Origin of the sequence: Streptomyces sp. NPDC087844, from assembly GCF_044742785.1 — a bacterium.
Classification (GTDB): Bacteria; Actinomycetota; Actinomycetes; order Streptomycetales; family Streptomycetaceae; genus Streptomyces.
Genome location: NZ_JBIUVD010000001.1, coordinates 130,668 through 152,545, shown reverse-complemented (window position 1 = coordinate 152,545; position 21,878 = coordinate 130,668). Strand labels below are relative to the sequence as shown.

16 protein-coding genes are annotated in these 21,878 nt (G+C 71.9%); 11 read left to right on the top strand and 5 right to left on the bottom strand.

The genetic code is table 11. The annotated features are described in order from the left end of the window. Positions 1-242: 242 nt before the first annotated feature. On the bottom strand, positions 243-2,057 hold the full coding sequence (locus ACIOKD_RS00615; protein ID WP_402076493.1) for a 3-hydroxyacyl-CoA dehydrogenase family protein: 1,815 nt from the start codon (positions 2,055-2,057) through the stop codon (positions 243-245). A gap of 431 nt (positions 2,058-2,488) precedes the next feature. Here ACIOKD_RS00615 and ACIOKD_RS00610 point away from each other — a divergent pair, with 431 nt between their 5' ends. Continuing rightward, the gene (locus ACIOKD_RS00610) at positions 2,489-3,097 is read left to right on the top strand and encodes an adenylosuccinate lyase (protein ID WP_402076492.1); all 609 of its coding nucleotides are present in this window, start codon (positions 2,489-2,491) and stop codon (positions 3,095-3,097) included. An 898-nt stretch (positions 3,098-3,995) separates the two neighbouring features. Here ACIOKD_RS00610 and ACIOKD_RS00605 read toward each other — a convergent pair. The 4 genes from ACIOKD_RS00605 to ACIOKD_RS00590 all read right to left on the bottom strand — a co-directional run bounded on the left by ACIOKD_RS00605 (position 3,996) and on the right by ACIOKD_RS00590 (position 7,898). Further along, on the bottom strand, positions 3,996-4,562 hold the full coding sequence (locus ACIOKD_RS00605) for a GNAT family N-acetyltransferase (RefSeq protein WP_402076491.1): 567 nt from the start codon (positions 4,560-4,562) through the stop codon (positions 3,996-3,998). Further along, positions 4,559-4,957 (bottom strand): RidA family protein, encoded by a 399-nt coding sequence (locus ACIOKD_RS00600; RefSeq protein ID WP_402076490.1) that lies wholly within the window; start codon positions 4,955-4,957, stop codon positions 4,559-4,561. Before ACIOKD_RS00600 ends, ACIOKD_RS00605 begins: the two co-directional genes overlap by 4 nt. An 89-nt stretch (positions 4,958-5,046) precedes the next feature. Next, positions 5,047-6,645 (bottom strand): alpha/beta hydrolase, encoded by a 1,599-nt coding sequence (locus ACIOKD_RS00595; protein WP_402076489.1) that lies wholly within the window; start codon positions 6,643-6,645, stop codon positions 5,047-5,049. Between the two features lie 212 nt (positions 6,646-6,857). After that, complete coding sequence (locus tag ACIOKD_RS00590) at positions 6,858-7,898, bottom strand: Rv2578c family radical SAM protein (protein WP_402076488.1); 1,041 nt, start codon at positions 7,896-7,898, stop codon at positions 6,858-6,860. Between the two features lie 150 nt (positions 7,899-8,048). Here ACIOKD_RS00590 and ACIOKD_RS00585 point away from each other — a divergent pair, with 150 nt between their 5' ends. The 10 genes from ACIOKD_RS00585 (at position 8,049) to ACIOKD_RS00540 (ending at position 21,832) form a co-directional block, all read left to right on the top strand. Next, the gene (locus ACIOKD_RS00585; protein WP_402076487.1) at positions 8,049-8,492 is read left to right on the top strand and encodes an SRPBCC family protein; all 444 of its coding nucleotides are present in this window, start codon (positions 8,049-8,051) and stop codon (positions 8,490-8,492) included. A gap of 230 nt (positions 8,493-8,722) precedes the next feature. Next, positions 8,723-11,125 (top strand): MFS transporter, encoded by a 2,403-nt coding sequence (locus ACIOKD_RS00580; RefSeq protein WP_402076486.1) that lies wholly within the window; start codon positions 8,723-8,725, stop codon positions 11,123-11,125. A gap of 241 nt (positions 11,126-11,366) precedes the next feature. Further along, positions 11,367-13,802 (top strand): SpoIIE family protein phosphatase, encoded by a 2,436-nt coding sequence (locus tag ACIOKD_RS00575; RefSeq protein ID WP_402076485.1) that lies wholly within the window; start codon positions 11,367-11,369, stop codon positions 13,800-13,802. A 204-nt stretch (positions 13,803-14,006) separates the two neighbouring features. Next, a complete protein-coding gene (locus ACIOKD_RS00570; RefSeq protein ID WP_402076484.1) occupies positions 14,007-14,729 on the top strand; it encodes a class I SAM-dependent methyltransferase in 723 nt (240 codons plus the stop codon). A 184-nt stretch (positions 14,730-14,913) separates the two neighbouring features. Beyond that, positions 14,914-16,776, top strand: a complete 1,863-nt coding sequence (locus tag ACIOKD_RS00565; RefSeq protein ID WP_402076483.1) for a glycoside hydrolase family 76 protein — start codon at positions 14,914-14,916, stop codon at positions 16,774-16,776. Between the two features lie 68 nt (positions 16,777-16,844). After that, positions 16,845-18,026, top strand: coding sequence for an NAD(P)/FAD-dependent oxidoreductase (locus ACIOKD_RS00560; RefSeq protein ID WP_402076482.1), 1,182 nt, complete (start codon positions 16,845-16,847; stop codon positions 18,024-18,026). Then, a complete protein-coding gene (locus ACIOKD_RS00555; protein ID WP_402076481.1) occupies positions 18,023-18,331 on the top strand; it encodes a (2Fe-2S)-binding protein in 309 nt (102 codons plus the stop codon). The genes ACIOKD_RS00560 and ACIOKD_RS00555 overlap by 4 nt, the downstream gene beginning before the upstream one ends. Then, positions 18,324-19,718, top strand: coding sequence for an NAD(P)/FAD-dependent oxidoreductase (locus ACIOKD_RS00550; protein ID WP_402076480.1), 1,395 nt, complete (start codon positions 18,324-18,326; stop codon positions 19,716-19,718). The genes ACIOKD_RS00555 and ACIOKD_RS00550 overlap by 8 nt, the downstream gene beginning before the upstream one ends. 104 nt (positions 19,719-19,822) lie before the next feature. After that, positions 19,823-20,740: a dihydrodipicolinate synthase family protein gene (locus ACIOKD_RS00545; RefSeq protein ID WP_402076479.1), complete on the top strand. Its 918-nt coding sequence runs from the start codon at positions 19,823-19,825 to the stop codon at positions 20,738-20,740. 90 nt (positions 20,741-20,830) lie between these two features. Further along, complete coding sequence (locus ACIOKD_RS00540; protein ID WP_402076478.1) at positions 20,831-21,832, top strand: proline racemase family protein; 1,002 nt, start codon at positions 20,831-20,833, stop codon at positions 21,830-21,832. The last annotated feature ends 46 nt before the right edge of the window (positions 21,833-21,878 follow it).

Below are 21,878 nucleotides of genomic sequence, written 5' to 3'. Positions count from 1 at the left end.
CCGGCTTGTGTCGGTCGTCCTGGCTGCCCCGGGCAACCGGCTCCTGGGGTGCGTGCCGGTTCTGGCGGCGGTCCGGGCCGTTCCGGGGTCCCGGGGTGCTGCCGGCGCCCGAGGCGCGACCGGCCTCCGGTCCGTGTTTCGAGGCGGCGGCGGAGCCGGTCGCACGGTCGCCTCCGGGCCGGTCCCCGGGCCCGGAGGCGAGCATGCCGGGCCGGTCCCCGGGCCCGTCGTCGCGCGGCGGCTCAGCGCCGCGCATATTCGCGGAAGCCGCGGCCCGTCTTGCGGCCGAGGCAGCCCGCGGCCACCAGGTGCTCCAGGAGCGGCGCCGGGGCCAGCCCCGGATCGCGGAACTCGCGGTGCAGCACCTTCTCGATGGCCAGCGAGACATCAAGACCGACCACGTCGAGGAGCTCGAACGGCCCCATCGGGTAGCCCCCGCCGAGCTTCATCGCGGCGTCGATGTCGTCGAGCGTCGCGTAGTGCTCCTCGACCATCTTGATCGCGTTGTTCAGGTAGGGGAAGAGGAGCGCGTTGACGATGAACCCCGCCCGGTCACCGCAGTCCACCGGGTGCTTGCGGATCTTCGCGCACAGCTCCCGGACCGTGGCGTGCACGTCGTCCGCCGTCAGGACCGTCCGCACGACCTCGACGAGCTTCATCGCGGGCGCCGGGTTGAAGAAGTGCATGCCGATCACGTCCTGTGGCCGCGAGGTCGCCCGGGCACAGGCGACGACCGGCAGTGAGGACGTCGTCGTGGCCAGGATCGCGCCAGGCTTGCAGACCTTGTCGAACACGGCGAAGAGCTGCTGCTTGACCTCCAGGTCCTCGGCGACGGCCTCCAGCGCCAGGTCGACGTCGGCGAAGGCCTCGTACGAACCCGCCGGGGTGAGGCGTTCCAGGGTCGCGGCGGCTGCCTCGGCCGTCATGCGGCCCTTGTCGACGGAGCGCGAGAGCGACTTGCCGATCCGGGCCTTCGCGGTCTCGGCCTTCTCCTCGGTGCGGGCGGCGAGGACGACGTCGTACCCGGCCTTCGCGAAGACCTCGGCGATGCCGGACGCCATCGTTCCGGAGCCCGCGACGCCGACTGAGCGGACGGTCCGGCCGGTTGTTCCGGGCCCCCCGTCGAGCGGTGTCAGCGCGTCCTGGACGACGGTCGCGCTGCCGGGGGCGTCGTACGTGTAGAAGCCGCGGCCCGTCTTGCGGCCGGTCAGGCCCGCCTGGCTGAGCTGCCTCAGGATCGGCGCCGGCGCGTGCAACCGGTCGTGCGACTCCGCGTACATGGCCTCCAGGACCGTACGCGCGGTGTCCACGCCGATCAGGTCGAGCAGGGCGAGCGGCCCCATCGGCAGGCCGCAGCCCAGCCGCATCGCGGCGTCGATGTCCTCGCGGCCGGCGTACTTGGCCTCGTACATCGCGGCGGCCTGGTTGAGGTAGCCGAAGAGCAGGCCGTCGGCGACGAAGCCGGGGCGGTCGCCGACCGCGACGGGCTCCTTGCCGAGTTCGAGGGCGAGGTCGGTGACGGCGGCGACGGCGCCCGGCGCGGTCAGCACGGACGAGACGACCTCGACGAGCTTCATCGCGGGCGCGGGGTTGAAGAAGTGCAGGCCCAGGACCCGTTCGGGATGGGCCGAGTCGGCGGCCAGCCGCGTGACCGACAGGGCGTTCGTACCGGTCGCCAGGATCGTCCCCGGGCGCACGACACCGTCCAGCTCCCGGAAGATCTGGTGCTTGACCTCGTACGACTCCGGGGCCACCTCGATCACCATGTCGGCGTCGGCCGCGGCCCGCAGATCGGTGAAGGTGCGGAAGCGGGCGAGGGTGTCGCCGCGTTCCTGCTCGGTGATGCGCCCGCGCAGCACGGCACGGGCGGTCGAGGACTCAAGCGCGCTGACGGCCCGCGCCGCGGCGGCCTCGCTGATGTCGATGCCGACGACCTCGCGGCCGGCCCGGGCGAGGATCTCGGCGATACCGGTGCCCATCGTGCCGAGGCCGACGACGGCGACGGTCCTGAGAAGTGACACGGAGGACGACGAGGGGTCGGACAGGGGAGTGGCCATCGCGGGACTCCAGGAATGAGTGACGACTGAGGGACGCACGCGGATACGCCGACGGGCGCACGGAGTGCGGAGGGAGCGCGTGTTGCGTGCGCGTGATGTCTGCGGGTGATGCCGGGCTGCGAAGCGCACACGCCCGGTGCCGGTCGCGGGTGTGGTGCACGAACCCGCGAAACGGTGAGGAGAACCGACAGGCCCTGTCCCGGAGCCGTGCCGTCATGTCGAACTGAGGTACCTGAAGTACCGAACCGACCAGCTCCCTCACGACCACGGGGGTGTGAGGGTGTTCCTGCGGCGGCTGCGTCACCAGGCCACCACGGGCAGAACCGCGAGTGGGTAACTCGCTCGATTGAGCTTAACCGGTGAGTAACGAGCGCGCCAGCCCGTCTTCCTGGCAGGTCCATGTGACCTATGTCGCCGTTAGTCTCTGCATCATGGACGAAGAGTTGCGATCGCTCACTCAGCGCTTACGGCAGGAGGCGGGCACGATGGCGTCCTTCTCGTACGAACGACTGGCCGCGACCGGTGATCTCGACGAGCTGGCCGCCGTACTCGTCGCTCCCGAACAGCCGCTCTGGGCGCGCGAACTGGCCGCCTTCCGGCTCGGTGTCGCCGGGGACCGGCGGGCCTTCGAGGCGCTCGTCCTGCTGCTCAACCACCGGGATCCGCAGCGGTGCGCCTCCGCCGCCTACGCGATGGCGCGGCTCGGTGACCCGCGCACCGCCCGGGCGGCGGCGGCCCTCGCCACCAACGAGCTGCGCGTCGCCTATGCCCTCCATCCGGTACGGCTCCTGGTCGAACTCCGGGCGCCCGAGTCCGTGCCGGCCCTGATCACCACCCTGGCCCGCCGGTTCCGGCCGCACGATCCGTATCGTCGGGTCGCCCTCGCCTGTGTGGAGGGGCTCGGTGTGCTGGGCGACGAGCGGGCCCGGCCCGTGCTGAACGAGGCCCTTGCCCGTCCGGAGTTGGCCCGGGCGGCGGCCGATGCGCTGCGGCGGCTGCCGGCTCAGCGTGTTCCGCGCGTTCCGCGGGGGCGGAGTTAGCGCTTGGTGGTGGAGGGGTGCGTGGTTGCGTCGGCCCGTATCCGCGGGTCGGTGGGGGCTGGGCGCGCAGTTCCCCGCGCCCCTGACGGGGCGGGTCGCCCGGGGGTTCGCCCCGTACCGTGAGCGACGGAAGTCCCGGCGGCCCCAGGCGGTGCGAACGACCGCCTTGAGGCCGTGCCCTTGGGCAAGCAGGACCGCCACCCGGGCCGGGGGATGGACCTGCCGTTCGTGCCCGGCCGATGAATGCCCGTCAGCACCACGGAGGGGGGCCGACGGGCCGCCTCCCGCAACGCCTCGTCGACCGTGCCCACCGCATCGCCGCGGTCCGGGTCCGGCCGTGCTCCGATGGCGATGGCCAGGGCGTCGGCAGGTGCGCGCCGGTCCTCGACCACGAGCACGCGGATCACCCCGGACCCTTGTCCTCCGGATGGCCGTCTCCCCGGGCCGGTGGTGGCGATGCGCTTTCGAGCGTAGTGCTGAAGGCCCCCGGGGGGTCCCGGCCGTACCCGGGAATATGCCTGCCGTGCCGGGCCCAACGCCCCGTACACGGCACTGAGTTGACGAGGATCGCAGGGGACGGCCGGTCATGGCCGGTCAGCGGCAGGTGGCAGGGGGCGCCGTGTACCGAACCTGTCGGGGTCTACGGGGCGATACCCGCCGCGTCGGCCGATGCGCGCCTGATGTGCTGTGCGTACCGTCTGCCCGACCGTTTACGGACGGGGGATGTCGACGCCGACGGTTGTGTAGGGGCGTGCGATCCGGCCGTGGCGGCGCTGCTGGAGCGGCCGGCCGACGGCCGTACCTGGCCGTGTGGCCCGCGTTAGCGGCGGCGGCGCCTGGTACGAACCGGGCCGGCCGAGCGGCGCGGTCTTCTGCGTCAGCCTCCCCGAGGGGTGACTCAGCCTTTCAGCGGCCGGACGTACCGCACCTCCGGCACCTCGACGCCCTCGACGCCCTCGACCTCATGGGACTCCTCGGCGCCGTCCGTGGCGAAACCGGCCCGTTCGTAGAAGCGGCGCGCGCCCGCGTTCTCCCGAAGGACCCAGAGCAGCATCCTGTCGTGCCCCGCGGCGGCGCACCGCTCGACAGACGCCCGCAACAGGGCACGGCCCACGCCGTGCCCGATCCGGTCGGGGTCGACGTAGATCGCGTACAACTCGGCGTCCCCGGGACCCCCGGCGTCCCGGGCGCGCGGTTCTCCGCCGCGGTGGGGCCCGTGGCAGGCCCAGCCGACGACCACGCCGGCCGACTCCGCGACGAGGTTCACCACGTCCGTGCCCGCCGCCCGCTCGAAGTGGGCCCGCCGGCGCGGGAGTTCGGCCGACACGTCGAGCCCGTCGAGGTACGACCGGGGCATCATCCCTGTGTAGGCGCTCTGCCAGCCGCGTACCCGGATCTCCGCCACGCGGGGGCAGTCGGACAGGGTCATCTCGCGGATGTGCGGCGGGGCGGTGGAGCGGCTCATCCGGGCAGTATCGCGAACGCCTCTATCTCCATCAGGAACTCCGGGCGGACGAGGGCGGCGACCTGTACGGCGGAGGCGGCCGGCAGGCGGTCCGGTGGGATGTGTGCGGCCCGGGCCGCGCGGATGGCCGGCATGTGGGCCATGTCCGTGACGAAGAAGGTCAGTTTGACCACGTCGTCGAAGCCGGCGCCGGCCGCGGCGAGGCAGCGGCGCAGGTTCTCGAAGACCTGACGGGCCTGCGCCGCCGGGTCGCCCTCGCCGACCAGCCTTCCGTCCTCGTCGAGCGCCAGCTGGCCCGAGACCGCCACGAAGCGGCCCGTACCCATGACGACGTGCGAGTACGCGGCGGCGGGGGCGACCCCGGCGGGGGCGGTGATGCGGATCGGTCCGGTCATGGATCAATCCTGCACCACGGCACTGACAACGCCCCCGACCAGGCCCGACCAGTCCCGATCAGCTCCGATGCGGCCGCGACCAGTCCCGGCTAGCCCCGGAAACCGAGCAGGCCGTGCAGGGCCGCGCCGCGCGAGGCCGTGCCCGCACCCGCCTTCGCGGTCAGCGGCTTGGGGTCGGGCAGCTTCGCGCACACGGCGTCGGCCTCGCCGTTCCCGCGCGGCACCCGGCCGTCGGTCAGGTAGGCGGCCAGGTGCTTGTCCAGGCAGGTGTTCCCGCTCAGCGTGACGCCGTGGTTGCCGCCGCCCTGCTCGACCACCAGGCTGGAGCCGCCCAGCAGGTGATGGACCATGACACCGCCCTCGTACGGGGTCGCCGCGTCGTCCGTGGCCTGGAACAGCAGCACCGGCGGCACCGCGTCGTTCGAGACGTCCACGGGCTCGGCCGAGTCCGTGGGCCAGAACGCGCACAAAGCGTTGTACCAGGCGTTGTTCCAGGTCATGAAGGGCGCCTTCTCGTACACCGCCCAGTTGTCGTCGCGCCACTCGTCCCAGTCGCGCGGCCAGCTCGCGTCACGGCACTGCACCGAGGTGTAGACGCTGTAGCCGTTGTCGCCCGCGGTGTCGACGGCGCCGAAGTTCTCGTACGCCTCGACCAGCGGATCGTCGTTCCTGGTCTTCACGAAGGCCGCGAACGCGTCGGCGAGATGCGGCCAGTAGCCGTTGAAGTAGGCGCCGGGGGAGAAGGTGTCCTCCAGCTCCGAGGCGCCGACCGTCCTGTCCGCAGGCTTCTTCGCCAGGGCCGCCCGCATCGCGTACCAGGCCGCCTCGATCCTCTCCGGATCGGTGCCGAGCTTGTACGTCGCGTCGTTCTTGGCGACCCAGGCCATGAAGGCCCTGTGGCGGGAGCTGAACGCGTGGTCCTGCGCGATGTTGTCGTCGTACCAGACCCCGGTGGGATCGACGACGGAGTCCAGCACCATGCGCCGTACCCGCTCCGGATGGAGCTTCGCGTAGACGGCGCCCAGGTAGGTGCCGTACGAGTACCCGAAGTAGTTGATCCTCCTGGCGCCGAGGGCCCTCCGGATCGCGTCCATGTCCTGGACCGCGCTCACCGTGTCGATGTACGGCAGCAGGTCCCCGTGCTTGGCCGCGCAGGCTTTCGCGAAGGCCCGGACGCGGTCGAGGTTGGCCTGTTCGAGAGCGGGGGTCGTCGGCAGCGAGTCGGGGCGCACCGGCTTGAAGTGCCCCGGCCGGCAGTTCAGGGCGGGCCTGCTCGCGCCGACCCCGCGCGGGTCGAAGCCGATGACGTCGTACTGGGCCGCCACCTTCTTCGGCAGTGAGGCCGCGACGAATCCGGCGAGGGTCAGACCACTGCCGCCGGGACCGCCCGGGTTCACCAGGAGGGGGCCCTGGTAGGTCTTCCTGGAGGTGTGCGGGACCCGGGACAGCGCGAGCGTGATCTTCCGGCCGTGCGGGTTCGCGTGGTCGAGGGGCACCTTCAGGGACGCGCACTGGAGAGTCGGATAGTTCTTGGTGCCGCACTTCTTCCAGGTGGGCTTCGCCGCGTCGGCGGAGGGGACGGTGCGCCGGGCGGTCGCGGAGGCCGGGCTCGCGTCGGCCGGGACCGCGGTGATCATTCCGGCAACCACGGCGGCGGCACCGCACAGAGCGGCTGCGCGTCGGTTCACAATGAATCGCCTCACATCGATGTACCGGACAGGGGGCCGTTCACCTCACGGCCTCGGCCGTATCGTTCCGGGGCGGGCACCCGGGAGGACCTCTTCCGCCGAGAGTTGACCCCATCGGGCCGCGGTGTGCGGCCGGATGCCGGGCAGGCAGGGCGGAGAGGGCCGGCCGGTGTGTGAGGGAGAGCCGGTGCCGGTGGGTGCGGAGGCGCCGGTCACAGAAGGGTCAGCTGGGTGGGCCCCGGTGCGACCGGTTCGGGCACCGGCATCCTGCGAGGCATCCCGGCGCGCGTGGGGCCTATCCCGTACTCCTCGGCCAACTCGTGCACCTGCCGGGTGATCCGGCGCTGATACCACTTCGGGGCGTACGCGCCCTCCGCGTACAGCCGCTCGTACCGGCGGACCAGATGCGGGTGGTGGTGTTCCAGCCAGCTCATGAACCACTCGCGTGCCCCGGGCCGCAGGTGCAGCACGAGCGGGGTCACCGAGGTCGCGCCGGACGCGGCGATCGCCCGTACCGTCGCGCGCAGTTGCGAGGGGTCGTCGCCGAGGAAGGGGATCACGGGCGCCATCAGGACCCCGCAGTCGATGCCGTGCGCGCTCAGGGTGCGCACGACGTCGAGGCGGCGCTCCGGGGCGGGCGTGCCCGGCTCCACGGTCCGCCACAGGTCGAGGTCGGTGAAGCCCACGGAGACGGAGATGCCCACCTCGGTGACGGCCGCCGCCTGTTTCAGGAGGTCCAGGTCGCGCAGGATGAGCGTGCCCTTGGTGAGGATGGAGAAGGGGTTCGCGTGGTCGCGCAGGGCCGCGATGATGCCGGGCATCAGCTGGTAGCGACCCTCGGCGCGCTGGTAGCAGTCCACGTTGGTGCCCATCGCGATGTGGTCACCGAGCCAGCGCCGTGAACCGAGCTGGCGCCGCAGCAGTTCCGGGGCGTTCACCTTCACCACGATCTGGCTGTCGAAGCCGAGGCCGGTGTCGAGGTCCAGATAGCTGTGGGTCTTGCGGGCGAAACAGTAGACGCACGCGTGCGTGCACCCCCGATAGGGGTTGACCGTCCACTCGAAGGGCATGCGCGAGGCTCCCGGTACACGGTTGACGATCGACCTGGCCCGGATCTCGTGGAAGGTGATCCCACGGAACTCGGGCGTGTCGAACGTCCGGGTGGTCACCGTCTCCGCGCCGAACAGAGCGGGGTTTGTGGGGCCGGCCGACGGGTTCCCGTCGGACTCCACTGCGAGGTTCTCCCACCGCATGACGCCTCCTCGATAGCACTGACCACAGAATAGAACACATGTTCCCTTGATCGTGCGACCCCGTGCTTGAGGACCCCGATTTGGGCGGCTCGGCCGCGTGATGGTTGGCTGAGCGCTGACGCCCGAGATCCCGAGTGCTGGAGGAACGCAATGGCGCAGGTCGAGGCCACCACCGAGCGAGTCGTGACGGGTCAGCCGGACGACGTGTTCGACGCGCTGGCCGACTACAACGGCACGCGTTCGAAGCTCCTGAGCGAGCACTTCAGCGAGTACGAGGTCCGCGAGGGCGGTGACGGCGAGGGAACCCTCGTCCACTGGAAGCTCCAGGCCACCAGCAAGCGCATCCGCGACTGCCTGCTCGACGTGAGCGAGCCCACCGACGGCGAGCTCGTCGAGAAGGACCGCAACTCCTCGATGGTGACCACCTGGCGGGTCACCCCGGCCGGCGAGGGCAAGTCGCGCGTCGTCGTCACCACCGTCTGGGACGGCGCCGGCGGCATCGGCGGGTTCTTCGAGAGGACGTTCGCGCCCAAGGGTCTCGGCCGCATCTACGACGAGGTACTGGCGAAGCTCGCCACCGAGGTGGAGAAGTAGCCCCTGCCCTCTTGGGGCCCGCCTTGGGTCTGTTCTGGATCCGCAGGCTGCGCGTGATGTACGCGCTCACCGTTTCGAGTGGTTCTCAGTGCGGCCCAGTTGTCCGCCGTGGTGCTCCCACCGGCGGATACGTCCACTGAGGCACACCTCAGGGCGACTCGTCGCGCTTGCTCCCAGATGTCGTGTAATGCGAGAAATGGGCCCCGCAGGCGCGACGAGGGGAGCAGCACGTGGGCGGAAGGGCTCTGGCGGAGAGCGGACGAGACGTTTCCTCTCCGGCTCCCGACACACCCCAGGCGCCGCCCGACCACCCCCGGTCGGAGACGCTGAGCCCGCGCCGCGTGCGCCTGGTCTTCTTCGCGCTCATGCTCGCGCTGCTGCTCGCGGCCCTGGAGCAGATGATCGTCGCCACCGCGCTCCCGGAGATCGTCGGAGAGCTGCACGGCCTGGACAGGATGTCCTGGGCGATCACCGCGTATCTGCTCACCTCGACCGTGGGACTGCCCGTCTACGGCAAGTTCGGCGATCTGTACGGCCGCAAGGGCGTCTTCCAGTTCGCGATCGTCGTCTTCGTGATCGGCTCCGCGCTGGCCGGACGGTCGCGCACCATGGACCAGTTGATCGCCTTCCGCGCCCTCCAGGGAGTCGGCGCCGGAGGCCTCTTGATCGGCGTACAGGCCATCATCGCGGACGTCGTGCCGGCCCGGGAGCGGGCCCGCTTCATGGGGATGATCGGCGCCGCGTTCGGACTCGCCTCGGTCGCGGGCCCGTTGCTCGGCGGCTACCTCACCGACCATCTCTCCTGGCGCTGGTGCTTCTACGTCAACGTGCCCTTCGGCCTCATCGCGCTGGCCGTCGTGGCCGTCGCCCTCGAACTGCCGAAGCCCACCGCCGGACCGCGCCTGGACGTCCTGGGCGCCCTGCTGCTCGCCGCCGTCTCGACCTGCCTCGTACTGCTGACCAGTTGGGGCGGCGCGGAGTACGCGTGGAACTCGCGCGTTGTCCTCGGACTCGCCGCGGGAGCCGTCGCCTCGACCGTGCTCTTCCTCGTGGCCGAGCACCGCGCGGCCGAACCGCTGATCCCGCTGCGGCTGTTCCGCGACGGCGTCTTCAACGTCACCGCTCTCGTGGGGGTGGTCGTCGGCGTCGCCCTTTTCGGCGCGGCCAGCTATCTGCCCACGTACCTGCAGATGGTCGACGGCGCCACCGCCACCGAGTCCGGCCTGCTCATGCTCCCCATGACGGGCGGCATCGTCGGCGCCTCGATCGTCGCGGGCCACCTCATCAGCCGCAACGGCCACTACAAGGTCTACCCGGTCCTCGGCAGCGCCCTGTCCGTCCTCGGCATGTGGCTGCTCTCACGGCTCGAAGCCGATACGCCCCGGTTGCACTACAGCGTGTGGACGGCCCTGCTCGGCGCGGGGATCGGCCTGGTCATGCCGGTGCTGATCCTCGCCGTGCAGAACTCCGTGCACCCGCACGACCTCGGTACGGCGACCAGCGCCAACAACTACTTCCGGCAGATCGGCGGCAGCGTCGGCGCGGCGGTCTTCGGCACGCTCTTCGCCGACCGGCTCGCCGACTCCCTCACCGACCGGCTGCCCGCCGGGGCGGGCGTGCCCGACCCCGAGTCCATCACCCCGCGGTTCGTCCACGCGCTGCCCGCCGAACTGCGGGACGGCTACATCGCGGCGTACGCCGACGCGATGCCGCGGATCTTCCTCTACCTCGTGCCGGTGCTCGTCCTGGGCCTGCTCGTCGCCTTCTTCCTCAAGGAGAAACCGCTGGTGTCCCACCACACCCCCACCGCCGCCCCCGAGACCGCCGTACCGCTCAACGTCCCGCTGCCCGGCGCCCGTTCGCCGTACGCCGCCGGGATCCCCGTCTGCGGCACCGTGCAGCATCCCGACGGCACCGTCGTGCCGCGCGCCGCGCTCACCCTCATCGACGTCGCGGGGCAGCAGATCGGGCGGGGCGCGAGCGCGGAGGACGGACGGTACGCGCTGTCGACGCCCGGCTCGGGGGCGTACGTCCTGATCGCCGCGGCCGGCGGGCATCAGCCGCAGGCGGTCAGCGTCACCGTCGGGGAACGGCCCGTGGAACTTGACGTGGTCCTCGGCGGTGCGGGGCGGCTGGCCGGGAGCGTCGTCACGGCGGACGGGACCCCCGTGCGGGACGCGACCGTCACGCTCACCAATGTGCACGGGGAGGTGGTCGCCGCGACGCGCAGTGGGCGGGAGGGCGGCTATGTCATCACCGACCTGGTGGCGGGGGAGTACACGCTGGCCGGGAGCGCTCCGGCCTTTCGGCCGGCCGCGCTGCCGGTGAGCGTGCAGGCCGCGCGCGAGACCCGGCAGGATGTCGAGCTCGCGGGCGGGGCGGTGCTGCGGGGGACCGTGCGGGCCAGTGGGGGGCGGCCGGTCGAGGATGCGCGGGTGACGTTGCTCGACGCGGCGGGGAATGTGGTGGACACGTTGACCACGGGCGGTGATGGGGCGTTCCGGTTCGTCGACCTCTCGTCGGGGGAGTACACGGTGATCGCGGCGGGGTATCCGCCGGTGGCTACGGTCCTGCAGGTGGCGGGGGGCGGGCGGACCGAGCGGGATCTTCAGTTGGGGCATGAGGACGGCTGAGGGCGCGCCCCTGCTTTCGGGGGCGCGGGGAACTGCGCCACCAGCCCCCACCGGCCGCGGCCGAATGATTGCGCCGTTCCCCGCGCCCCTACAGGACTGCGCCGTTCCCCGCGCCCCTTGGGGGCGCTGGTGTGCGCCGGTGGCAATTCGGGGAATGGCACACATCGCTGTCGGGCGCGGACGTACCGTGGTTGGTCTGGTGGCGCAGATCTTGCGGACCGTGGGAGAGAGGGCCTGAGCCATGGACCGTGGCACCGAGAGGGACGACCCTCCGCACGGGACCGCCGCGGCGGGGCGGATTCCGCTGGCCGTGGTCGTGGTGGACCGTGAGGGACTGGTGTCGCACTGGAGCCGGGGTGCCCGGCGTCTCTTCGGTACCGCCAGGGAAGAGGCCGTCGGTCGTCCGGTCGTCGACCTGCTGCCCGTCTCCGGTGCGCTGCCCGAGGACGACGAGACCGCGCCCTACGGGGCGTACGCCGCGTACGACGGACTCGGCCCCGACCTCGAATCCTCCCTGGACGGGCGGCTGTTCTACCCGGCGGCCGGCCGCGCGCGGCTGACGGCGGCGGACAGCGACCGGATCGACGTCCTGTGGTGGGCGTACCCACTGGTGGGGCCGGGGCCGGAGCGGCTGCTGGTCCTCGCCGCCGACGCGGGCGCGCTGCGTCCCGAGGGCACCGGGGCGGGTGCGGCCGTGGAGCGCATCGCACCCGGGTTCGCGCTGCACACCGACTTCCCCGGCGCCGAGGACCTGGCACGAGGACTGCCGGAGATCCTGCCGAGCATGAGCGTGGGCGAGAGCGCCCGCATCGTCGCCCAGGTCCTCGAACTGGGTTATCCCGTCCTGGAGTTCAGCCAGAACGACCGGGTTCCCGTCACCCCCGACTGGGGCGTCCCGCGGCGCGCCGAGCGCAAGGCTCGCCGGCAGCGGGCGGCTGCCGCGGCCCTGTCGGGCGAACCCCTGCCGCAGGACGCCGAGGACGAGGTCGAGGACCTCGAATACGTGGCCGTACGCGAGCGGCTGGAGTTCCTGAACGAGGTCAGCGGACGCATCGGCACCTCGCTCGACCTGTCCCGCACCATCGTCGAGGTCAGCCGCGCCGTCGTCCCGCGCTTCACGGACGTCGCCGGGACCTATCTGCGCGAACAGGTCGTCGCCGGTGAGGGCTTCTCCGACGGCGTGCCCGACACGACCACGATGTGGCACCGGGTCGCGCTGGAGCACACGGACGAACCGGGACGCTGGGACGACGTCGTGCCGGTCGGCGAGGCCATGCCGTTCCCGGCGGACACCCCGTTCTTCCAGTGCATGACCACCGGAGAACCCGTCCTCGTGCCCCGCATCAGCGAGCAGCTGGGCCACATGATCGCCGCGCGGTTCGAGAAGCGCGACATCCGGCCCCTCATCACCGGCCGCTCCATGCTGGTCGTGCCGCTGAAGGCCCGCAACGTGGTCCTCGGCTTCATGATCCTGCTGCGGCACCCGGAGCGCGTCGAGTTCAACGACATGGACCGCGTCACCGGCGCCGAACTCGCCGCGCGTGCCGGGCTCGTGCTCGACAACGCCCGTATGTACACGTACCAGGAGAGTGTCGCCGAGACCCTCCAGGACAGCATGCTGCCGCACATCGCCCCGCGGATGTCCGGCTGCGACATCGCGACCCGCTATCTGCCGGGCACGCTGCTCGGGCGGGTCGGCGGCGACTGGTTCGACTCCGTGAAACTGCCCGGCTCGCGCACCGCCCTCGTCGTCGGTGACGTCATGGGCCACGGGCTCAACTCCGCCGCGATGATGGGCCAGTTACGGACCGCCGTGCAGACCATGGCGGCCCTCGACCTGCCGCCCGCCCAACTCCTGCGCAACCTCGACGACCTCGCGCAGCGACTCGGCGAGCACTACCTCGCGACCTGCCTGTACGCGATCTACGACCCCATCGCGAGCGAGCTGGAGATCGCCAACGCGGGCCACATCCCGCCCGTCCTGGTCCGCGCCGAGAACGGCCGCAGCGATCTGCTCGACCTGCCGACCGGCGCGCCCGTCGGAGTCGGCGGAGTGCCCTTCGAGTCCGTACGCGTGCGGGTGGCACCCGGCGACCGGCTCGTGATGTGCACCGACGGCCTGGTCGAGGTGCGCGGCGAGGACATCGGTGTCGGCCTGGCCACGCTCTGCGAGTCCGCGGCCCACCCGGCCGCCTCCATGGACGACGCCTGCGACACCATCATCCGCGCCCTCAACACCCGCGGTGGCCGCAAGGACGACGTGGCGCTCCTGATGGCCCGGCTCAACGGCATCGAGCCCGAGGACGTCGCCGAGTGGCGGATCGGGCACGACCCCCGGGAGGCCGGCAGGGCGCGTGCGGCGGTCCGTGAACAGCTCCATGCGTGGGGCCTCGGCTCCGTCGCCGAAACCGCCGAGCTGCTGGTGAGCGAGCTCGTCACCAACGCCGTACGGCACTCCCACAGCCGGCCGATCGGCCTCAGGCTGGTCCGGGGCGACACCCTGCTGTGCGAGGTGGACGACGACGACCACACCCTGCCCACACTGCTCAGCGCGGGGCGGCTCGACGAGTTCGGGCGAGGTATGCGTGTCGTGAGCACGCTGGCGCGTGAGTGGGGGACCAGTCGGACCGGCTCCGGCAAGACGGTGTGGTTCGAGTTGACCGTGCCTCGACGCTGAGGGCCTCGACGCTGAGTGCGTGGCGCTGCGCTTCGCCGGTGTAGGGATGATTCCGCGGGCCGGTGGGGGCCGAGCGCGCAGTTTCCCGCGCCCCTTTCGGGGCGTGCAGGTGTGCGCCGTGTTCTTGTCGCTGTGACCCGGGCGCGGTAAACCGGACTGCCCGTCACTTCTCGGTGGCCGGCGGTCGCATCCTGGGGAGCTGGCATGAGCGTGACTACTCGGTACAGGGAGGCCTGGGAGGGCTTCTGGCGGGAGGCCCCCGCCGAGCGGGGAGCCGTCTTCTGGGACGCCGAGCCCGCGCTCACCGCAGGCGTCCATCTCGGCCTGTTCGAGCCGCACCTGACCCACCCCGGGCTGCCCCTCGTGGACCTCGGCTGCGGCAACGGCACCCAGACCCGGTTCCTCGCCGACCGCTATCCGCGGGTCATCGGCGCCGATCTGTCGGCCGCGGCCCTCGATCACGCCCGGCTCGCGGACCCGGCGGGCCAGGCCCACTACCGGATGGTCGACGCGGCGGAGAGGGCCGAGGCCGAGACGCTGCACGCCGAGATCGGCGACGCCAATGTCTACATGCGGGGCGTCCTGCACCAGTGCGAGCCCGCCGACCGGCAGTCGCTCGTCGACGGTCTGGCCACGCTCGTCGGTGACCGGGGCCGCGCGTTCCTCGTCGAGCTCGCCGAGGCGGCCGGCGTCATGCTGCGCGATCTCGCCCGGGGCCCCGGGGGGCCGCCCGCGAAACTCGCGCCCGTTCTCCGGCACGGCATCGTGCCCGGAGAGGTGGCCGACGCCGCCGTGCCGGAGTACCTGCGGGCGGCCGGTCTCGTGGTGGTGACGAGCGGGGAGCTGCCGCTCGTCACCACGGAGTGCCGGGCCGACGGCACGCGGATCGAACTGCCCTCCCGGTGGATGGTGGTGGAGCGGATCTGAGGACCGGGGTCCGGGGTCCGGGGATTCGGGGGGTTGGGGGGGGCGGATCCGCGGTTGTTCGAAGTCCCGGGGAAGTCCGGTCGTAGTCGGCGTTTGACATGGGCACGATCTATGTGGCGGCTGTCCTTCCCGGACGGCCGCCGCTGCCCTTCCGTGCACGGCTTCTCCAGAGAGGCGATACGTCATGGCGGCACGCCACCACCACCCCCTCCTCGGCGGACTCCTGGCCCTGTTCCTGGCCCTGACCGGTCTGATCGCCCTTCCCCCCACCCCCTCTCATGCCGCGACACCGGTCTGCGCCCTGGTGTGCGACACGCTCGACCCCTCGAAGGCGCAGCAGGACACCTTCCCGGTGCCGAGCAGGACCGTCAACGGCAGAACACTGCGGCTGCACGTCTCCGACCCGGACAGCGCGGCCTGGGCGAGCATCGACAACGGCGTGGCGGGCGACGCGGTCTGGCTGGACCGCTCCTGGGACCGGGGCGCCACCTGGGAGGGCCTGCTCGGCAGGGCGAGCGTCCCCGGTTCATGGACCGGCACCCGCACCCTCATGTACAACATCACCGACCCCGTCGGGCACCGGCGCGGCTGGATCCGCGCCTGCGGCGACGCCGCCGGGGTGAGCTGCACCGACTGGGTGTACCCGAAGGTGTGCGACGGCACGTCCTGCGACGGCGCCGACCCCGCCACGGTGGCCGGCGACGACACCCCGGTCCCCGCCACCACGCTCTTCGGCCGCACCATCAGCCTGCACGTCGACCAGCGCGGCGGTATGGCCTGGGGCGTCATCGCCGGAGGCGGCGCGGGCGACGAGATATGGCTGGACCGCTCCTGGGACGGCGGCGCGAGCCATCCCGAGGGCTCCTCCCTCGGCCGTACGAGCGTGTCCTTCGGGGCCGCCTCCGCCCGGACCGCCATGTTCGCCACCAGGGACCCGCGCGGCCTGCTGTACGGCGGGGCGGTCCGCGCCTGCGGTCGCGAGGCCGCCCACCAGGAGGGCAGCTGCACGGCCTGGGCCAGGCCCGCACCGACCCGGGCGCGCGGGGCGGCGGACGCGCTGATGGCCTCGTACCGCACCGACGAGGGCTGGTGGCGCAGTAGTTGGTGGAACTCCGCGGTCGCGCTCACCTCGGTCGTCGACTTCGCCGAGCAGAGCGGACGGCACGACTACGACTGGGTGATCGCCCGCACCTACGAACAGAACCGGGGTGTCTTCCCCGCGGGCGGGCGCGGCTCGGACCCGATCGAGGGGCACTTCATCAGCCGGGCCATCGACGACGCGGGCTGGTGGGCGGTGGCCTGGCTGACGGCGTACGACCACACAGGTGACCGGCGCTATCTGGAGGAGGCGGTCACCATCACCGAATACGTCCACAAGTACTGGGACACGGGTACCTGTGGCGGCGGTGTGTGGTGGGACCGGGAGCGCACCTACAAGAACGCCGTGACCAACGGGCTCTACCTGTGGCTCACCACCTCGCTGCACCAGCGGATCAGCGGCGACACCGTGTGGGGGGCCCGCGCGACCACGGCCGCGGACTGGTACCTCGCCAGCGGGATGATCAACTCCTCGGGCCTCGTCAGCGACGGGATCACCTCGGGCTGCGCCAACAACGGCCAGACCGTGTGGAGTTACAACCAGGGGCTCGCCATCGGCGCCTTCACGCAGTTGTGGCGGTCGACGGGGAGCGCCCGGTACCTGGACACGGCCGAGCGGCTGGCCGACACCGCGATCTCCTCACCGGCGCTGACCCGCGGCGGCGTACTGACCGAGTCCTGCGACCTCGGCACGGCGTCCTGCGACGACAACCAGAAGCAGTTCAAGGGCATCTTCGTACGGCACCTCGCCGACCTCGCGGACGCCACGGCCTCGACCGCGTACAAGGCGTACGTCACCAAGCAGGCCGACTCCGTCTGGACGGCCGACCGGGACGCGCTCAACCGCCTCGGCCAGCGCTGGTCCGGCGCCGCGCCCAACGTGTCGGACTGGCGCACCCAGGCGAGCGCGCTGGAGGCACTGACGGCCGCCGGACGGCTGTCGGGGTGAGCGCGAGGGTTGAGGAGCGCTGCGAAGAGGGGGTGTGAATCCATAGGGGTATGTGACATATTACTGTCGTGAGCAACTCGCTGACCTGCGATGTCGTGGTCGTCGGGGCCGGAATGGTAGGGGCGGCGACCGCCCTGTACGCGGCCCGGGCGGGGCTGAGTGCCGTCCTGGTGGACCGTGGTCCGGTGGCGGGCGGCACCACCGGCGCCGGCGAGGGCAACCTGCTCGTGTCCGACAAGGAGCCCGGCCCCGAACTCGAACTCGCCCTGCTCTCCGGACGGTTGTGGGCCGACCTCGCCGCCGAGCCCGGTGTGGGCGAGTCTGTCGAGTACGAGGCCAAGGGCGGCCTCGTCGTCGCCTCCGCGCCCGAGGGGCTGGCGGCGCTGGAGGGACTCGCCGCCGCCCAGCGCGCGGCCGGGGTCCGGACCGAGTCCGTCGGCCCGGACCAACTGCACGACCTCGAACCGTACTTGGCGCACGGCCTCGCGGGTGGCGTGCTCTATCCGCAGGACGCCCAGGTGATGCCGACGCTCGCGGCCGCCCGACTCGTCCGGCTGGCCCGCACGGCGGGTGCCTCGCTGCGCACCGGCCGGACGGTCACGGACGTGCTGCGCACGGCGTCGGGGGCGGTACGCGGTGTCCGTACCTCGCACGGCGACATCCACGCGCCCGCGGTCGTCAACGCGGCCGGGACCTGGGGCGGGGAACTGGCAGCGCTGGCCGGGGTGTTGCTGCCCGTGCTGCCCCGGCGCGGCTTCGTCCTCGTCACCGAGCCCCTGCCGCGCAGGGTGCGCCACAAGGTGTACGCGGCGGACTACGTGGCCGACGTGGCCAGCGACTCGGCGGCGCTGCAGACCTCCCCGGTGGTCGAGGGAACGGCGGCGGGTCCTGTACTGATCGGGGCCAGCCGGGAACGGGTCGGCTTCGACCGCTCCTTCTCGCTGCCCGTCACCCGGGAGCTGGCGGCCGGTGCGACCCGGCTGTTCCCCTTCCTGGCACAGGTGCGGGCCATGCGCGCCTACCTCGGCTTCCGTCCGTACCTGCCGGACCACCTGCCCGCCGTCGGACCCGACGCGCGGGTGCCCGGCCTCTTCCACGCGTGCGGGCACGAGGGCGCGGGGATCGGACTCGCCACCGGTACCGGCCACTTGATCGCGCAGGTACTGGCGGGCAGGAGGCCGGACCTGGAGCTCGCGCCGTTCCGCCCCGACCGCTTCCCCGATCCCGCACCCGAGGAGTTCTGCTCGTGACGCCGCGTACTCCTCTGAGGCTGGTCCGGGCCCGGCCCGAACCGCCGTTCACGGTCACGTTCGACGAGCGGGAGCTGACCGTTCTTCCCGGCCGGACGATCGCCGCCGTCCTGTGGTCCGCGGGTGTCATGTCCTGGCGCACGACCCGGGGGAGTGGCGAGCCGCGCGGAGTCTTCTGCGGGATCGGGGTGTGCTTCGACTGTCTGCTGATCGTCAACGGGCGCCCCAACCAACGGGCCTGCCTGGTACGCGCGGAGCCGGGAGACGTGATCCGAACCCAGGAAGGGACCGGACGGCATGAGTGAACGACCCCGCCTCGCGGTGATCGGCGCCGGACCCGCCGGACTCGTCGCCGCCCTCGCCGCCGCCGCACGCGGTGTGTCGGTGGTCCTGGTGGACGCGGCTCCGGAGGCGGGCGGCCAGTTCTACCGTCAGCCCGCCGCCGGGCTCGGTGCCCGGCGGCCCCAGGCCCTGCACCACCAGTGGCGTACCTGGAGACGGCTCCGTGACGGACTGGCGGCGCACGTCGGGGCGGGCAGGATCACGCACCTGACGGAGCATCATGTGTGGTGTGTGGAGCGGGAAGCCGCCTCGTTCGCCGTGCACGCTCTCCTCGGGCCCGAGCAGGAGGAGTCCGTCGTGGTCCGGGCCGACGCCGTGCTCCTCGCCACCGGCGGGTACGAGAAGGTGCTGCCGTTCCCCGGCTGGACCCTCCCCGGAGTCGTCACCGCCGGCGGGGCGCAGGCCATGCTGAAGAGCGGACTCGTGCTGCCGGGCCGTACCGCCGTGGTCGCCGGGACCGGGCCGCTGCTGATGCCCGTGGCCGTCGGACTGGCCGCGGCCGGGGCGAAGGTCGCCGCCCTCGTGGAATCCGCCGACCCCCGGGGTTTCCTACGGCATGCGCGCGTCCTCGCCGCCCATCCGGACAAGCTCGCCGAAGGGGCTCTGTACGCGGCCGAGCTGGCGCGGTACCGCGTCCGGGTGCACGTTCGCCACACGGTCGTCGCGGCCCACGGGACCGACCGCCTCGAAGCTGTGACCGTGGCCGCGCTCGACAGCGACGGACGGGTCAGGGAGGGCAGTGAGTGGCGTGTTCCCTGCGACAGCCTCGCCGTAGGGCACGGCATGCTTCCGCACACCGACCTCGCCGAGACACTCGGCTGCCGCCTCGACGGGGTGAACGTCGCCGTGGACGACGAACAGCGCACCGACGTACCGGGCGTCTGGGCCGCCGGTGAGACCACCGGGATCGGCGGCGCCGCGCTGGCGATGGCCGAGGGCCGGATCGCGGGACTCTCGATCGCTGCTCGGCTCGACTCCCGGGCCCCCGAGCCGCATTCCTGTGCTCGGGCCGCCAAGGCGCGGGCCGGACTCCGGAAGTTCTTCGCCGCCGTCGACAACGTCTGCACGCCGCCCGACCGTTGGGCGGAGCGGGTCGGCGACGACACCCTCGTGTGCCGTTGCGAGGAGGTGCCGGCCGCCGCGATCCGGGAGGCCGTCGACGAACTCGGCGCCGGGGACGTACGTACCGTGAAACTGCTGACCCGGGCCGGGATGGGCTGGTGCCAGGGCCGGATGTGCGGTCCCGCGGTGGCGGGGCTCGCGGGGTGCCCGCCGACACCGGCACGGCGGCCGTTCGCGCGGCCGGTGCCTCTCGGTGTGCTGGCGCGCGAGCCCGGTGACGCCTCTTGAACCTTTCTGCCCCCCTTGACGCGCGCACCGGCACGCGAACCTTCTGGCAGGCCGGCCTTCACGCGCCCGCCCCCCACGGCTCCAAGGATTGGACGGGAACCCTCATGACCGACAGGACCGACACGACCGACACGACCTGCAACCGCCCCTGGCGCGGCGTCCTCGTCGCCACCGCCCTGCCGCTCAGGGACGACCTCTCCGTCGACCACGACGCGTACGCCGACCACTGCGCGTGGCTCGTCGCGAACGGCTGCGACGGTGTCGTACCGAACGGCTCGCTCGGTGAGTACCAGGTGCTGACCCCCGAGGAACGCGCCAGGGTCGTGGAGACGGCCGTGGCGGCGATCGGCGGCTCGCGCGTCATGCCAGGCGTCGCCGCGTACGGCTCCGCCGAGGCCCGCCGCTGGGCCGAGCAGGCGCGCGACGCGGGCTGCGCCTCCGTGATGCTGCTGCCCCCGAACGCGTACCGGGCCGACGAGCGCTCGGTCCTCGCCCACTACGCGGAGGTCGCGAAGGCGGGCCTGCCGATCGTGGCGTACAACAACCCGATCGACACCAAGGTCGACCTGGTGCCCGAACTGCTCGCCAAGCTGCACGGCGAGGGGTACATCCACGGCGTCAAGGAGTTCTCCGGTGATGTGCGGCGCGCGTACCGCACAGCCGAACTCGCGCCGGATCTGGACCTGTTGATCGGCGCCGATGATGTCCTGCTTGAGCTGGCGGTGGCCGGTGCCAAGGGCTGGGTCGCCGGTTACCCGAACGCGCTGCCCGCCGCGTCCGTCGAGCTGTACCGCGCCGCCGTCCGGGGTGACCTCGACACCGCGCTGCCCCTCTACCGGCAACTGCACCCGCTGCTGCGCTGGGACTCCCAGGTCGAGTTCGTCCAGGCCATCAAGCTGTCGATGGACATCGTCGGCCGGTACGGCGGGCCGGTGCGTCCGCCGCGCGTGCCGTTGCGGGCCGACCAGGAGGCCGCCGTCCGGGCCGCCACCGAGAAGGCCGTGGCGGCCGGGCTCGTCTGAGGAACAGGCGGGGGTGGAGAGGCCGGGAAGAGGCCGGGAAGAGGCCGGGACGGGCCCCGGCTCGTCCGGGGGGAGAGAGGGAGACAGTTCATGCGTAGCAAACTCGTCCTGCATGCCGTCGATTCGCACACCGAGGGCATGCCGACCCGGGTGATCACCGGCGGTATCGGCACGATTCCCGGCGCGACGATGAACGAGCGGCGGTTGTACTTCCGGGAACACCGCGACGACATCAAGCAGTTGCTGATGAACGAGCCGCGTGGTCACTCGGCGATGAGCGGCGCGATCCTCCAGCCGTCCACCCGGCCCGACTGCGACTACGGCGTCATCTACATCGAGGTGTCGGGCTATCTCCCGATGTGCGGGCACGGGACGATCGGGGTCGCGACCGTCCTCGTGGAGACCGGCATGGTCGAGGTCGTCGAGCCGGTGACGACCATCCGGCTCGACACGCCGGCCGGGCTCGTCGTCGCCGAGGTCGCGGTGCGGGACGGGGCGGCCCGGTCGGTCACGCTCTGGAACGTGCCGTCCTTCTCCGTCGCCCTCGACCGCAAGATCGAGCTCGCCGACGGGCGGACGGTGACGTATGACCTCGCGTACGGCGGGAACTTCTACGCGATTCTGCCGCTCGATCAGTTCGGGCTGCCTTTTGACCGGGCCCGTAAGGACGACATCCTTGCTGCCGGGTTGTCGTTGATGGACGCCATCAATGCCGAAGGGGAGCCGGTTCATCCTGAGGACCCCAGTATCAGTGGCTGTCATCATGTGCACCTGGTCGCACCCGGGTCGACGGCTCGGCACTCCCGGCATGCGATGGCGATCCATCCGGGGTGGTTCGATCGGTCGCCGTGCGGGACGGGGACCAGTGCGCGGATGGCGCAGTTGTACGCGCGTGGGGAACTGGCGCTTGAGAGCGAGTTCTTGAACGAGTCCTTCATCGGGACTCACTTCACGGGGCGGCTTCATGGGACGACGGAGGTGGGTGGGGTGCCGGCTGTGTTGCCCAGTTTCACTGGGCGGGCGTGGGTTACCGGGACCGCTCAGTATCTTCTTGATCCGAGTGATCCGTTTCCGGCGGGGTTCGTGTTGTAGCGCGGTGGGGTGTGCGGTGCGGCTCAAGGATTGCGCCGTTCCCCGC

Coding starts and splice junctions, on each gene's coding strand:
- ACIOKD_RS00615 (WP_402076493.1), bottom strand. CDS start 2,057: ATGGCCACTCCCCTGTCCGACCCCTCGTCGTCCTCCGTGTCACTTCTC.
- ACIOKD_RS00610 (WP_402076492.1), top strand. CDS start 2,489: ATGGACGAAGAGTTGCGATCGCTCACTCAGCGCTTACGGCAGGAGGCG.
- ACIOKD_RS00605 (WP_402076491.1), bottom strand. CDS start 4,562: ATGAGCCGCTCCACCGCCCCGCCGCACATCCGCGAGATGACCCTGTCC.
- ACIOKD_RS00600 (WP_402076490.1), bottom strand. CDS start 4,957: ATGACCGGACCGATCCGCATCACCGCCCCCGCCGGGGTCGCCCCCGCC.
- ACIOKD_RS00590 (WP_402076488.1), bottom strand. CDS start 7,898: ATGCGGTGGGAGAACCTCGCAGTGGAGTCCGACGGGAACCCGTCGGCC.
- ACIOKD_RS00585 (WP_402076487.1), top strand. CDS start 8,049: ATGGCGCAGGTCGAGGCCACCACCGAGCGAGTCGTGACGGGTCAGCCG.
- ACIOKD_RS00575 (WP_402076485.1), top strand. CDS start 11,367: ATGGACCGTGGCACCGAGAGGGACGACCCTCCGCACGGGACCGCCGCG.
- ACIOKD_RS00570 (WP_402076484.1), top strand. CDS start 14,007: ATGAGCGTGACTACTCGGTACAGGGAGGCCTGGGAGGGCTTCTGGCGG.
- ACIOKD_RS00565 (WP_402076483.1), top strand. CDS start 14,914: ATGGCGGCACGCCACCACCACCCCCTCCTCGGCGGACTCCTGGCCCTG.
- ACIOKD_RS00550 (WP_402076480.1), top strand. CDS start 18,324: ATGAGTGAACGACCCCGCCTCGCGGTGATCGGCGCCGGACCCGCCGGA.
- ACIOKD_RS00545 (WP_402076479.1), top strand. CDS start 19,823: ATGACCGACAGGACCGACACGACCGACACGACCTGCAACCGCCCCTGG.
- ACIOKD_RS00540 (WP_402076478.1), top strand. CDS start 20,831: ATGCGTAGCAAACTCGTCCTGCATGCCGTCGATTCGCACACCGAGGGC.